Annotated in this window: 9 protein-coding genes; all 9 read right to left on the reverse strand. The window is 42.6% G+C overall.

Translation table 11 applies throughout. The annotated features are described in order from the left end of the window. Positions 1 to 5: 5 nt before the first annotated feature. On the reverse strand, positions 6 to 1169 hold the full coding sequence (locus FC093_RS04935; protein WP_137260622.1) for a glycoside hydrolase family 76 protein: 1164 nt from the start codon (positions 1167 to 1169) through the stop codon (positions 6 to 8). A 177-nt stretch (positions 1170 to 1346) separates the two neighbouring features. Next, entirely contained in the window at positions 1347 to 2516 is a 1170-nt protein-coding gene (locus tag FC093_RS04940) for a SusE domain-containing protein (protein ID WP_137260623.1), read from the reverse strand. Between the two features lie 24 nt (positions 2517 to 2540). Then, positions 2541 to 4112, reverse strand: coding sequence for a RagB/SusD family nutrient uptake outer membrane protein (locus FC093_RS04945; protein ID WP_240743194.1), 1572 nt, complete (start codon positions 4110 to 4112; stop codon positions 2541 to 2543). Between the two features lie 93 nt (positions 4113 to 4205). After that, on the reverse strand, positions 4206 to 7679 hold the full coding sequence (locus FC093_RS04950) for a TonB-dependent receptor (protein ID WP_137260625.1): 3474 nt from the start codon (positions 7677 to 7679) through the stop codon (positions 4206 to 4208). A 144-nt stretch (positions 7680 to 7823) separates the two neighbouring features. Further along, entirely contained in the window at positions 7824 to 8894 is a 1071-nt protein-coding gene (locus FC093_RS04955; protein ID WP_137260626.1) for a FecR family protein, read from the reverse strand. A gap of 61 nt (positions 8895 to 8955) precedes the next feature. Continuing rightward, entirely contained in the window at positions 8956 to 9588 is a 633-nt protein-coding gene (locus FC093_RS04960; RefSeq protein ID WP_137260627.1) for an RNA polymerase sigma-70 factor, read from the reverse strand. A gap of 485 nt (positions 9589 to 10073) precedes the next feature. Further along, a complete protein-coding gene (locus FC093_RS04965; RefSeq protein WP_137260628.1) occupies positions 10074 to 12644 on the reverse strand; it encodes a family 20 glycosylhydrolase in 2571 nt (856 codons plus the stop codon). Position 12645: 1 nt separating this feature from the next. Beyond that, positions 12646 to 13845, reverse strand: a complete 1200-nt coding sequence (locus FC093_RS04970) for a sialidase family protein (protein ID WP_137260629.1) — start codon at positions 13843 to 13845, stop codon at positions 12646 to 12648. A gap of 2 nt (positions 13846 to 13847) precedes the next feature. Continuing rightward, a complete protein-coding gene (locus tag FC093_RS04975; RefSeq protein WP_137260630.1) occupies positions 13848 to 15029 on the reverse strand; it encodes an AGE family epimerase/isomerase in 1182 nt (393 codons plus the stop codon). Positions 15030 to 15068 lie beyond the last annotated feature (39 nt).

Consider the following 15068-nt stretch of genomic DNA (forward strand, 5'->3'; position numbering starts at 1 on the left):
TATAACTAATCAACCAGATTTAGCTTCTTCAATTCCGCTAATGCCTCCAACAACATTACACCACTTTCCTGCACGGTAAAATCAACACTGCTGCCCGGTGCCTTATCCCACGCACTGCCAAACAAAACATAATCTTTATTAGTGCCTTTGCTCCACAATGTTTCACCACACTTCTTTATAAAATTAATATAGATTGTTTTCTTACCGGCTTCTACTCCGCCTTCAATAATCAGCCGGTTGAAGTGACGTATAAACACGCCCTTGAATAAACCACCATCGCCGCCACCTTCATCTTTCAATACACCGCTGGAAGTATAAAAGCCGCTGTTCAGCGTATAGTCTGCTGCTTTGATGGCATCATTCAAATAAGTCACATCATTGGTTATTTTATACAGTTCCAAAGCAGCGCCAATAAAAGTACCCTGATTATAGGTAAACTTCCAGGAGGTGTTTTTGGTGCCATCACTGGCAATATTATCATATACCAACCCGGTGGTGCTTTCATACAAAACGCTTTTTTCCCAGGCATAAATTTTCTTTGCCCAGTTCAAATCATCGTCATTCTTAAATGCCTCATATAAGCGGGCCGCTAAAATAGCTGCCGGCATATTAGAAGGTGTATTCTTCGAAGAATTGTCTTTGCGCCACCAGATACCACCGCCCAAAGCATCGCTCCAGCCGCTTTTTATATCAGCCCATAATACGTCCGTTACATTTTTAAAAGCAACATCATTGGTAGCTGCATAGGCACGCAGGTTGGCAAGCGCCATCCATTCCATATCGTCATAATAATAGTTAATCCAGGTGTTGCCGTTTTTTGCATACACGCCCGCAATGAGGTCGCTCATTCTCCCTTTGAAAGTAGCCGATGAAGTACGTACATAGCCATCTACTGCTATATCCAGTGCATGTGCATTGGGCCAGTATTGCGCCCAGTCGGTAGCCGTGTTGGTTTGTAAATAGTATTTATCTGATGGCGACCAGAATAAATTCATGGAAGTTTGTGCGCTGTCTGCAATCTTATTCCAGTCGTATATTACAACGTTGTTGCTATCTGTTGGCGGTGTTACCACAGGCGGCGTATCCGGGTTCTGTTTAAGGCACGATGATAAACCAATCACACAAAAAAGCGCAACAGCTGTTTTTCTTATACCCATCTTTTTCAACATATTCTGTGTATTTTATTTTTTCATTAATATGGTTAAAGTAGCATTGTTCCTAGCCAACAGCAGCATAATCTTCCGCCTCATTGGATGCAATCCATGTCAACCTTATTCCATCAAAACACTCATAAACAAACGCCGGTTAAACAACCGGCGTAATGTATTCAAACTACTCTTTATCTGTTACTCTTTCTCATAATTCTGCGTATAAGTACTGTCGCTGCCGCTAAGGGAAACCCAGAAATCGGCAATGCTGCCTTGTGTCAGATAGTTGCGGTCCACCTTCCAGCCCCAATCCCACTGGCTGCCATTGTTTACATCCAGATTAATTTCCCGATATTCGGGCGTACTGGGATATTGTCCGTCCTGGCCAGGGGGGTCATTAAAGGTAGAGTTCACCCATTGATCTTTATCGCCGGTACCATCGTCTATCGTCATCTTGTATTTATAGCGGTCTTCCAATCCCCAGGGCGCTTGTAGCAGGTTTACCGTCCAGCCATTGTAGCGCCATACCCCATTCCCTTCGTAAGGCAGCGTAAACAGAAAATCATTTGCCTGGCAATACCAAAACTGCATCGTTTTTACCGTAGCATACTTAGCATTAATGTTATTAAAGTCAAGATTGATGCGCACAACTTTTGGCGTATCGGTATAAGTCATCATGCTATCTACACCGATAGTTAAAGCACCGTTTTTGGTGAATGTATAATATTTGTTGGGCGTGCCCGAGGTAGCATCCACAAACTGGTAAGTGCCGGGCTTTAGTTTGGTAAAAATTTCAAATTCACCTGCTGCGGTTTGCCGCATTTGCAACGCGTTTGCCAAATCTTCCCCACCTTCGGTAGCACTGCCGGTAATGTATAGTTTAGAAGGCAACACATCAAAGCCGCCCGGACGTTCCAGGTCAATGGTGCGCATTTCGGAAGCCGGTACTACGTTGGTACCTTTTGAAGCCAGCACCGTCCAGATAAACTGCTTGCGCTCAAAGAATGCTGCACCGCCCAAAGCTGCTATTTTACTAAGATCACCATCAGTAAGCGTCAACTGATTTTGTACGCCGCCGCCATCTGACACTTTGGTATAAAAAGGTTTGGAAAAATCGCCACCCACCTGGTCAAATGCTACTTCATACAGCACCAGCGAGCCATCTGCAGCTCTTGCCTGATCCCATTGGAATACATGTGTTGGATTTGTAGTAGGATCCAATTTGATATATGCATTATCATCCGGTGCAAACAAAGTAGGCACTGCAGTGAGGTTCAGGTCAATGTCTCTGGTATCTTTTTTACAATGGTTGAATATGAGACAAACCAATAAAAAGAAGAAAGCGCTTTTGGCAATCGTATATTTCATAACCGTTCTTTTTGCTTTTTTAAATTAATAATTAGGATTTTGGGAAAGGTTCGGATCCAACGAGATTTCTGCTGGCGGAATAGGCCACAGGTAATGTTTGCTTGGGTCAAACACCCGTAGCTGTGCCCGGATGTAACCATTGTCCACCGTAGGGTCGCCATATTTGGCGCCATGCGCCCATTCATTCAGCACTGTTTCTGCTGTCTTCCAGCGGCGGATATCGTCAATACGGATGCCCTCCATCGCAAACTCGCTCCGGCGCTCATTACGGATTATGGCGGTCATATCGGCACCGCTGCCCGGATAGTCTAAAGCGCCTTCATCGGTAAAGCCGGCACGTTCCCGTAAAGGGCGGATTGTTTGGTTCCAAACATCCCCGGTCATTTGTCCCAATGCATTCTTTGCTTCGGCATACATCAGCAATACTTCGGCATAGCGGATCAAGTGAATATTCAGACCTGAGCTAAGACCCGGTGGAGTATGATTTGGGTCCCAATATTTCCGCCAGTAATAACCAGTTTGAGTGCCCTGACCTGCGTTGCTATAAACATTGCTTGAATCTTTTCCTGTTGGTCTTTTAGCCTCGTTTATATAAATAATTTGCGTGCTGCCATCCGGATTTTTCCATTCGTATTGATCATACACAATCGTTGCCGTCAGGCGTGGGTCACGACCTGAGTAAGGATCATTTTCATCATAACCGGAACCAGCCTCATCAATCCTTTTTCCGTTGAGCATGATATACGAATTTACCAGTTCCTGCGTGGGCGACAAGCCGGTAGTACGTGCTCCGGCAGAAATAGGCGCAAAGTCAAAATAATCGCCCCAGGTGCGAAGCGTAGGCACATATTGCAATGCAAAAATGCTTTCGTTACTGGTTTTGTTTACATCCATATTGCTGAACAGGTCGCTGTAATTAGCCGCTAACCCATAAGTTCCGTTTTCTGCCTGATTGTTTATGAGTTGCTCACAAATATTTACAACATCCTGCATCTTATCACCATCATACAGCAGCATTCTTGCTTTCAGCGCCAGCGCAGCGCCTTTGGTAATGCGCCCCCTGTCCGCATCGTCATATTGTGTATTGGCAGGCAATATAGCTGCTACTGCATCCAATTCATCACTAATGAACTTTTCAACTTCTGCCTTTGGCGTGCGGGCAATGGTTTTGGCTTCGTCGGGTGTAATATCATGATCTAATAGCGGCACATCGCCATACCATTTCATCAGGTTAAAGTGATGCCAGGCGCGGATGAACCGCACTTCTGCTTTCATTCTTTCTTTAGTTGCCTCGGGCAGTGTTGTATTTTTATCTACATTTTCCAGAAATATATTGCACGACTTAATGCCGCCGTAATAAAATGCCCAGTCGCTGCGGAAACGGTCGAGCGTAGGTGTAAAGTTGCCGCTGGCAATGGTACTCGTGCCGTTGCCGCTACTTGGTTTGGCAACCGCATTATCGGAGAGCCCCTCATTGTAAAAAACTAAACCGCTGTTGTAAATGCCATTATAGCAATTGTTCAGTGCGTTATTCACATTTTCATCCGATTGCCAAAAAGTAAGTTCCGTATAGCGGTCGGTTGGTGCCAGATCCAATTTTTTACACCCTGTCGCAAACATGACCAGTATACACAGCCAAAAAAATTTATGTATAGACAAACAATATTTCATAGTTCTTTTTTGTAGTTTTTAAAACGTAATATCTATACCACCACCATAAAATACGGGCAGAAAGTAAGCGCGGGCACTATTAGCACCGGCACTAAGAGCGGTATTGTTATTAAACTCTGTAATTTCAGGATCGAGAAAAGAAAGCTTGGTAAGCGTAAGGAGGTTTTGACCTGTAAAATAAATGCGCACTTTGCTCATCCCTGCTTTTGAGGTAATGCGCTGTGGAATAGTATAACCCACCTGCAGATTTTTTAAACGCGCATACGCTGCATTAAATAAAAAGATGTCGGAGCCGGTACGATAGTTATTAGCATTATCAGCAGAGCCGTTTTCAGACAGTTTGGGCCACTTGGCATCAGGATTAGTTGGCGTCCAGAAATCGGTTTGGTGCGTGTACATAGTACCGCCGTACCCCACATGGAAAGGCTCTACCTGCTCACCGCGGATCATGGCATCTCTTTTACCTACGCCCTGCACAAACAGCAGCATATCAAACCCTTTAACAGCAATGGTATAGGTGAAACCAAATGTGTAGCGCGGAAACGGATTACCAAGAATAAACTTATCATTATCATCAATAACGCCATCGCCATTACGGTCAACAAATTTTACATCGCCGGGCGATACTACCTGGTTGGCAAATTTGGGATAGCCTTTAAGGTCATCGAGGTTTTGGAAATAGCCATTGCGTTTATAGCCGTAATACATCGTAATAGGCTGGCCTACGCGGCGCAAGAACTGAAACTCTTCTTTGCCCAGCACTTGTTCTGTAGCACCGGAAGTAAGCTCCAGCAGTTCGTTCAGGTTATCAGCTATGTTGGCACTGATAGTTTGCACTACGGTCTTGCCCGGAATATTGTAAGTAGCTTTGGCTTCCCAGCCCCGGTTGCGCACTTTTGCTACATTATAGGAAGGGAAACCGGCGCCAAACAACTGCGGTACGTCTTCGCGCTGGTATAAAATATCGCTGGTTGTTTTATCAAAATAATCAAAAGAAACACTCAGCCGGTCATTAAAGAACCCGGCATCCACACCAGCATTGAAAGTAGCCGCTCTTTCCCAGGTCAGATCGGGATTGCCCAGCGTGTAACCAGCACCGCCAACGACATTGTTGTTAAAACCATACGCATTAGGATAATTGAAGAATGTAGTTTGGTATTGGTAAGCATTTACATTCTGATTGCCAAGAACGCCATACGAAGCGCGCAGCTTAAGATTGCTGATGCTGTTCCTGATGTTTTGCATAAAGTCTTCTTCACTTACACGCCAGGCAAGTGAGCCCGATGGAAAGAAGCCCGCCCGGTTGCCTGCTGCAAACTTTGAGGAAGCATCTTCGCGGAAATTAAACTCAGCAAAATATTTCTGATTGTAGTTATACGATACTCTGCCAAATAGTGAATTAAGGCTGGTTTCGGTAGTGGCATCATTGGTAGTATAGCTGCGGGCAGGATCAATGGTGGTTCCGGTAGTAGGAATGCCCAAGGCAGGATCGGTTAATATCATGAACAGCGCACTGCCTTTGCTGTCAAATGACTCGTTAGAGCCCCCTACCAATACATCTATGTTATGATTACCAAATTCCTTTGTGTATTGGGCAATGAGCTGCACATTGGTAAACAGCGATTTGGAATTAACATTACCCACATCGCGGTTGCTGCCATATGAGCCGCCAGGCGTAAAACTAATTGGCATTACCCTGTCAAATTCATTATTAGATCGTATCGTTCCGCCAAACAAACCGCGTACTTTTAAATCTTTGGTAATGGAATATTCTGCACTGAAGTTGCCAAAAAATTCATCATCGTCATGCTTGCGATAGCCGCCTTTTTCTAAGATGCCTTTCGGATTTAGTTCGGCAGAAACCGGGTTGGTCAAATAGTTTCCTGCCGTGTCCTGAAATGAATAATACAGGGGCACACGGCTCGCATCTACCATTAAAGTTCCTGCATTGAAAGAATGATCTTTATTCTGCACTTTCGTGTAGCTAACGATAGTATTCAGCTTTAGCTTTCCAATGTCGTTAGAGAGATTCAAACGCACGTTGTAACGCTTGTAACCATAATCGGGACCAACAAAATTATTCTGCTGGTTAAGGTAGCCTGCAGAAAGCAGATAGGTGCTGTTGGCACCACCGCCGTTTACCGTAATATTATGCGATTGCTGCGGCGCATCGTGCACAATATTTTCAACGCGCCAGTCACCATTGCCATTTTCCATAAAGGCTTGTATCTGCTCAGGCGTATAAGCCGGTGCAAGTCCCGAATTGACCAGCGATACATTTTTATAATACGCATTTTCCCATGCATCTACCGGCTTGTAGGTGATACGCGGTGATTGTATGCCGTAGTTGCCCGAATAACTTACTGTTGGCTTTGTATTTTTACTACCTTTTTTAGTGGTTATCAGGATAACGCCGTTAGCAGCACGCGAGCCATAAATTGCTGCCGCACCGGCATCTTTCAAAATAGAAATAGTAGCCACATCATTCGGGTTAATCAAATTGATGTCACCGCCCAGGATACCATCAATTACTACCAGCGGCGTATTATCGCCCAGCGTGCCTAATCCTCTGATGTTTAAGTTGGGACTTTGTCCGGGCTCAAAATTATTTTGCTGGATAATAAGATTGGGTGAGGTGCCCTGTAAAGCAAGTGTAAGGTTGGTAACCGGGCGATCTTCCAGCGCTTTATGCCCTACTACATCTACTGCGCCTGTTACCGAAGAACGCTTCTGTGTGCTGTAACCAACTACCACTACATCGTTCAAGGCATTGTCTGCTGCAACCAGCGTTATGTTGATTGCTTTTCTTCCATTAATCGGCTCTTCTCTTGCCGTAAAACCAACGGAAGAAAACACCAGTGTTCCGGTGGATTGCTCATCGGCTATGCGCAACGTATAGTTTCCATTTTCATCTGTAATTGTACCGGTTTTTGTTCCTTTTAAAGTAACGCTTGCACCACTTATGGGTGCGCCTTTGTCGTCCATTACTTTTCCGTTTACTACAATATCGGCCTGCTGATGGCTAAAGTAAGTAGTAGCGCTCTCCAGATTGCTCATCGTATTGGCAGCACTTTGGGAACTGCTATTAGTAGCGCCTTTCTGTTTGCTGCGCAAAATGATTTTATCGTTTACCACTTCATAGTCTTTGTCTATCTGTTTGGAAATAATTTGCATTACATCGGTGATATCAGCATTATTTACATCCACCGATATACGCTGCGTGGCATTTACATCATCATTTGAATAAACAAATACATAGGCCACCTGCTTTTCAATTTTGTCTAAAATGACAGATAGCTTTTCATCTTTTGCATGAAGATTTATTTTCTGCTGTTGACGACTGTTTTGCCTGGAGGGTGATTGAAAGGCATATACTTCTTGCGTATATCCGTTGGCTGCAACAATGAGCAGCGTACAAATAAAAAACGACTTAAAAAAAACGTATGGAGATCCGGCTTTTCCCTTACGCAAAGTGGGCTTTTCTTTTTTCATACAAGCAATTATTTAATTAAGATCATCGGCTTTACGGTGCTATTGCGTTGCTTACATAATAGCATACTCAACTATTTAAAACTATTTACAAAATCAATCAAAACAACACGCCTCTTATCTCACCGGCTGCATGATATATGCTGGTTACCTGGACGATGCAACTTTATTGATTACAATTTCTTCATCAGAGATATGATAGGCAAAAGGCTTCGACAGAGACAAATAATATAATATCTCATCCAGGCTGTTATTTCCAAAAGAACCTGTGAGCCGGTATTGTTTTATATCTTCATCTTCAAACACTATCTTCTTACCAAATGTTCTTTCCAGTTCTGTAGCAATGTCTTTAAAGGTAAGCGCTTTAAAAATCAGCTTGCCTTCAGTCCAGGCTTTATCATCGCTGCTTACGGTGGCAAGTGTTCTTATCTCGCCGGTTTCCACACTGTAAACTGCTTTTATATTATGCGTAAGAAAGGTTGTATCGTTGGTATTATGCGCCTTTTTCTTTTTTGGTATAAATGCAACACGACCTGTGGAGACCGATGTTTCAACCACCTCACTGCCTTTATATGCTTTGATGTTGAACGAGGTGCCCAACACACGCACCGTACCATTATCCAGATGAATAATAAACGGCCGGGCAGGGTTCTTAGCCACTTCAAAAAAAGCTTCTCCGCTCAGATACACTTCTCTCGTTTTACCTTCAAATACACCCGGGTATTCCAATTTGCTATCGGCATTCAGCCATATCTTGCTGCCGTCAGAAAGTACGATGGAAGATTTTGTACCCTTTACATTTTGCTTCTCAATAGGATTAAAAGATTTTTCAAACAATGTAATATCTGATATACCGGCAGGTGCTTGTTTTTTTTTCATCATTACATAGAATAAACCAACACCAACCAACAAAATAACTGTCGCTGCAATGCCGGTGAGGCGCATAAAACGGAGGTTGTTCCGCTTTTTTTCTGCCCCTTTTTTATCAGCATTGTTGCTGCTGTCCTGCGCTATTTGCATCCATACTTTTTCCAATGCTTGTTCAACATCAGGTTGTTTGTCTTTCGCCTGCTGCATACGCATCTTTTGAAAAGCACCGTATTTCTTCAGCAACAACACATCCTCCTTCAGCATATTTTGCAATTCCAGCTCTTCTTCCGGCGATGCATCTCCCGAAAGTTCCCGGCTGATTAAATAAACAAATCTGTTTTGAGTCATGATGATTGCTGGTTAAGAAATAAGACAGTGCATTTTGCGTAATTACTTACAGCATACAATTTTATTGCAGTCCTGCCACCAGTGAAGTGATTATGAAAATGATAATGGAAACAAGCTTATCACGGTTATTTGCTTTCGGTTTGTACTGCTCATTTAATATGCCGTCTAAACGCTTAATGGCACGATATAACTGGGTTTCAACAGTACGGGGAGAAATGCCTAATATCCCGGCTACTTCTTTCATCCGGAAGCCTTCTTCTTTTACCAAACGGAATACAACGCGGCACTGATCGGGGAGGTTATTAACCGCCTGTTGCAACTTAAAATACAATTCTTTCCACTCCATATCCTGCTCCGGGTTGTGCAGGCTTATTAGTTTACCAGTATTTTCATCATCTATTGCTACATGATAATGCGAGTATTGCTTGATATAATTCAGTGATCCGTTTTTTACAGCAATAAACAAATAGCTTTCTACATTCTGAATATCCAATAATGTAGCCCGCTGTTTCCAGATTTTTACAAACACATCGTTCACCACTTCTTCGGCAACCTCATGTTTGTGCACATATTGCATTGCAAAGTGATACAGCGATTGATAGAAAAGCCGGAACAAGGCAGCAAAAGCAGCTTCATCACTACTATAGCAGATACGTTTTTGCAGCGCGTGTATTTCAGTCAGGTTTTTTCGCATTCGTTTTTATAGCCGGCAATTGCAAGGCAGTCTCAGCATCATTAGAATAAAGAGATTTCTTGTGCTTGCTTAAAAGACAACTTTTTTAACAAAACTACGTACAACTTTAAAAAATTTTCAGGTGCAATGGGCAAAGTTGAAGCGAAGCGCGTCTTGTTTTTTATATAACTTAACGTGAGTCGGGGGTGTTTATTTATTGATTTTCAACAGCTGATTTTAGTTCTAAGTTGTAAATGAGTTATTTGGATAGACAATTTTGTTGTTTTAAATCAGGATTGTTGAATTCAGACTGAAACTTAATCAATCATTTTACCTGCTAAATTATTTTACAGCGCAAAACACCACGAACTCACGTTAAATACTATTATGCGATAATCAAACGTAACCGACAAGCATCATACATTTGAAAACGCAATTACAAACAACTCCGAAAATCGTAGCCGCGCCCAATCTTACCAGTCAAATTTAATGGGAAATAATCTCTTTTAGTTCACTTGTACAAATGTAAACATCCATTTTACCGGGTTTTGCCAATCTGCGGCAAACGAACCAACCGGCAGTTTCACAAGCACCGTGTTCCAGCCTTTATGCAAATAAATAGCAGTTGGTTGCCGGTATTCGTACCCCTCATCTGCAAGCGGCATTTCTGCATTGCCTTTCATGCCGGCGTGTTTCCAGGCAGGCGGAGAAATAATTTTACCGTTTACCCAAATAGAACTATGCAAGTTATTCCAGGTGCCGGACTCGGGAGAATTGGTAGCCGGCGAACGCGAAAGATTATTAAACCCGATCCAGAATGTATGTATAATATCCTGCTCACTCCATAGTTTAGTTTCCGCATACCAGGTGGTATTTTCTGCAGGCTTATCAATCAGACCTTTTATCATGGGCGCCCACCAATGCCGCAAAATTACAGTACCACCAACAGCTTTAAAAGCAGGCATATTGTTGTTGAAATTAAAGGAAGTTGTCTCGGGCAAAAACTGTTTTGCCAAATCACCATTATTACTATACGGACCATAAAAGTTCCAGATGGTGTTGGTCTGTTTTACATAAGGAAATGGTTTTCCCTTAAAGTATTCCTGCTTGTGGTCCAGCAGGAGGTTTTCAAATTCGGTGAATGCAAGCGTCATCGGTTCACCAGGTTTACCAATATTGGCTACCCAGCCTTCATTGCCACCGCCGCGCCATGCTCTTTCGGCAAACGCCAGCATGGCTGGATATACAGGATTTTGCTTTAAAATTGCTTCTTCGTTTGCGACTGCCCTGTCTGGCCACACACATATTTCTCCACCTAAAATGGTGTTGTTTCCTGCTGTTTCATTACCTATCCTCCGGTTGAAAATAGTGACCACACTTTCCAGCGGATCCATGTGGTTGAGATATAAATGTCTTGAATCAATATACTGCAATCCATTCTTTTTCAATATAGGAGTATTACCTTGCCAAAGTTGCCGAATGGTTTGTGTAGCAAGATTGCCGCCGGGCATCCAGCCAATAGTTTTCTTGCCTAGTTTTTCTATGTAAGCAATTATGTCAGGTAAAAATTGCGGATTGGTAATTTTTACTTCATCACCGCCGATGTGTAGGTAATCAATATTGTAAGTATTGCAAAAGGACTTCAGAATATCTTTCATAATACGCAAACCGCTGTCGCTTTGCATGTTCGTTTTCATGGCTCTTGTAAAGGCGGCACTATGCCCTGGCATATCTATTTCGGGTACGAAGGTGATATACCGGTCTTTACAATAGCGGATCAATGTCTGCATATCATCCTCTGTATAAAATAATCCTTTATTGCGCTCCATGTTTTCAGGTGTGGTAAGCTGGGGATATTGTTTAACGGCGAGCCGCCAGGCAATATCTTCGGTAGGATGAAAATGAAAAACATTAAGTTTATAAGCTGCCATCGCATCAATCTGCTGCTTCAGTAAATCTACCGACTGATAATTGCGGCCTACATCCACCATGTAACCACGCCAGGCAAAAGCCGGATAATCCGTTATGTTGCAGGCGTCTATAAGTACACCATCGCGGGCAAGCTGATTGAATGTTTGAACCGCATTAAAAATGCCATGTAATGTATTGGCTTCCATCGTTACTTTTTTCTCTGTTACCTGCAGGCGATAAGCTTCTTCAGGCAACATAGGCGCATCCACTTTGCTAATCTTTATTTGAATAAAAGGCTGGCTGGTATCTGCCTTCGTGGTGATCGTTGCTGATAAACCTTTATTCAATAACGACTGTTGTAAAAAGAGCGCTTCTTTGCGTAAAGAATCCTGCTCAATAACAATGGTTTTACATGCTATCAAAGAAAAATAACCCGAATCATAAGTAAGCTGTTGCGGCAACGGAATCAATGCCGGCTTTGGTTGCAAATCATAAACATAAGGATACACCAGATGCTTCCATAAAATATGACCTTCGCCTTTCAAATGCAAGCCATCATTGGTAAATGCTTTGTTCAGCTTACCTTCTTTATCACTGAATGCTTTGTTGAGTTCGATATAGGTATAATGATGAAGTGCTGCCTGTTGCTGCAATGCTTTGTTTATAAGTCGAATACTGTCACCTTTATTAGTATGCATAGTAAAGGAGCGAAACGCATCATTAACAGGTAAAATACTTTGTATAAAAAGCTGTGTAGCCGGCGTTTCCTGGTATATAAAGTCTGCAATTAAAAACAGGTTTTTCAGAATGCTATCTGTTGATATTTTTCGTGCCAGATCATTCACACCAATCAATAAAAATACTTTGTCGGGTTTACGTTCTGCCACTTCATTCAACCGGTGCAGTACGCCTGCTGTAAAGTCGCCGCTGATGCCCCTGTTTTTGATATGATTATCCTGAAACAACTCACTCCATTCCGCACCATCCGTAATGCTGTTACCAAGGAAAATAATATCGCCTTTTGTTTGGGGCAGCGTATTAAAATGGCTCCATCGCTGATGATAATATGTAGAAAAAATACTATCGGGGTATTGCGGTAATACAACCTGCGCGAATACAGATTTAATACATACATAAAACATCCATACGCAACCAGTTATTCTCATCTTATTGCCATTTAACCGTTGTAAAAACAATCGCTTTATAATTATCTTTTTCGAACAAAACACCAATTGTTTTATCATCTATTTGTACTATATCTGAATAGGCGCTAAAACTGTTGCCTTTATAGCCTTGCGGACTTTTGGCTACTGTTATATTTTTGTACCACGATTTTCCATCATCTTTACTGAGGCGTAAGGTGAGATTATCTCTTTTACTGGTATCTGCATCATTGCAAACAGCCAGTACCATTTTTCCATTTTTATTTTTAAACGAAAGAATGCTTCCCTGGCAAACAGGATCGGGAAGATTTTGGTCGTAATAAGTAGTATCCCAGCTTTCACCGCCGTTGCTGCTGATGGCAATAATGCGCTCTTTTATATTACCCTGCTGGTTACGGATATTCATCATCAATTTATCGCTTGATAATTGTGCAGCCATTGCTTCATTGCCACCGGCAACAGGCACCACTTCACTTAAATGAAAAGTTTTGCCATGATCGTCTGTGTAATAGCCATGTGCTTTATAATCGGTAAAAGCTTGTTGCGGAATGCCCGCAGAGTGATTGGCGGACACAAAAATTCTTCCTTTATATTTACCGCTTTCAAACTGCATTGCATGGCCGGGTGTATTGGCATAGCTGCGCCAGTCTTCGGTATAATGATAAGCAGGATTTTTTTGAGGCTGATTAGGCTTATGCACCTGCGTAGTAATGTTTACCGCAGCCGACCAGCTTTGCCCACCATCTGCCGAAGTAATATACCACACTTCGCGCAGCCCGGCACCTTTTCTTACTTCCCCTTCGTGATTATCTCCGGTGTTATAAAACAAAAAAATTCTGCCTTGCGGATAAGCAGGATCGGTCAAATCAACCACGGGTGCAGGATTGCCGGCCTGTAGCGAATCGTAGTTTACAACCAATTGCGGTACACTCCAGGTCTTGCCTTTATCCTTACTTTTTTTGAGTATAATATCAATATCGCCAAAGTCGGCTGCGCCATGTTTTCTGCCTTCAGAAAAAGCCAGGAGCGTACCATCAGGCAATGTAATCAATGCCGGAATGCGGTAGCTCTCATACCCTTCGGCTCCCGAAACAAATACCGGTATATCCTGCTGTGCATACGTGCAAACAGCGAACAATAAATAACAAAAAGCAACTGCTATTTTCTTGTAATGACTCAGGTGTTTTTTTAAAAATTGTTTCATAGTTATTTTATATAGTCTTTTAAAATCTGATTACAATACCATTCCTGTCTGGGCAAATGAAAAGGACCTTTAAATAAGTTTCCTTTGGCGGTTTGTGCTATAGTACCATCACGATGCAGGTAGCCGTACCACTCGCCGTTTGTCGCATCAGGAAAATGCTTATATGCATATTCATGCACCTGCTGGTGCCAGTGGGCATACTTTTCATTTCCTGTCATCAGGTAAGCCAATAAAGTAGCAATAATGGCTTCGTTGTGCGGCCACCAAAATTTCATATCGTGCCAGTATTCCTGCACCGGCTTGTTATATACATCGCGGTAGTACAATATGCCACCATATTTTGTATCCCAGCCACGCTCCCACATATAATCCAGCATCTTACAACCAAGTGCTATTAAATGCGGATCGTTGTTGCGGTGCCTTGCCTCATGCAGAATAAACCATGCTCCCTCAATGGCATGACCGGGATTTAATGTGCGGCCATCAATATGATCAATAATACTTCCATCCGGCGCCACCTGCTCCATCACACACCGGATATCATCTTTTACAAAAAACGTTTCTATTTCATCAATCCATTTACTTATCCATTCATCACAACGCTCATCGCCAATCGTTTCCCGCAGTTGCTGGGCAGTATTCATCATAATCATGGGCACGCCAATTCCTTTGGATGGTCTTGTGTTTGTGAATTTAGGTGCTAACTTTTTCTCTCCGCTGGCATAGGCAATACATTCACCAAATACCATTCTTGCAGCCGCAGCCGCTGATGCATCGCCACTTGCTTTTGCATAAGCTGCTGCAGCAATCACATAAAATGTTTCGGAGAAAAAATACCTTCTCTTTCTGATAGGCTTTCCATCCCGGGTTACATGAAAAAACATTTGTCCATCCGTATCAAAACAATATTGATTTAAAAAATTATAGCCAAGTTTTGCACCTTCCAGCCATTCGGCTTTTTGCTCCACTGTGTTGTATAAAGTACTTAACAACCAGGTAGCCCGCCCTTGTATCCAAACGGCTTTGTCATCGTCAATTAAACTGCCATCGGCATCCCGCATCAGCAAATAACCACCATGCTCCTTATCAAACGAACGCGGAAACCAGAACGGAACGGTATTGTTTAATAATTGATTTGCATAAAACTGTTGTAATGCAACAAGGTCTTGCTTTGAATAACTCATCTCTTTTTATTTAATTACCGCGATAATATTTTTGTGTTT

Source organism: Ilyomonas limi (assembly GCF_005233845.1).
Lineage (GTDB): Bacteria > Bacteroidota > Bacteroidia > Chitinophagales > Chitinophagaceae > Ilyomonas > Ilyomonas limi.

What these genes read in the sequence shown, in the direction of transcription:
- FC093_RS04935 (WP_137260622.1), bottom strand. Translation starts at nt 1,169, where the DNA reads ATGTTGAAAAAGATGGGTATAAGAAAAACAGCTGTTGCGCTTTTTTGT.
- FC093_RS04940 (WP_137260623.1), bottom strand. Translation starts at nt 2,516, where the DNA reads ATGAAATATACGATTGCCAAAAGCGCTTTCTTCTTTTTATTGGTTTGT.
- FC093_RS04950 (WP_137260625.1), bottom strand. Translation starts at nt 7,679, where the DNA reads ATGAAAAAAGAAAAGCCCACTTTGCGTAAGGGAAAAGCCGGATCTCCA.
- FC093_RS04955 (WP_137260626.1), bottom strand. Translation starts at nt 8,894, where the DNA reads ATGACTCAAAACAGATTTGTTTATTTAATCAGCCGGGAACTTTCGGGA.
- FC093_RS04960 (WP_137260627.1), bottom strand. Translation starts at nt 9,588, where the DNA reads ATGCGAAAAAACCTGACTGAAATACACGCGCTGCAAAAACGTATCTGC.
- FC093_RS04965 (WP_137260628.1), bottom strand. Translation starts at nt 12,644, where the DNA reads ATGAGAATAACTGGTTGCGTATGGATGTTTTATGTATGTATTAAATCT.
- FC093_RS04970 (WP_137260629.1), bottom strand. Translation starts at nt 13,845, where the DNA reads ATGAAACAATTTTTAAAAAAACACCTGAGTCATTACAAGAAAATAGCA.
- FC093_RS04975 (WP_137260630.1), bottom strand. Translation starts at nt 15,029, where the DNA reads ATGAGTTATTCAAAGCAAGACCTTGTTGCATTACAACAGTTTTATGCA.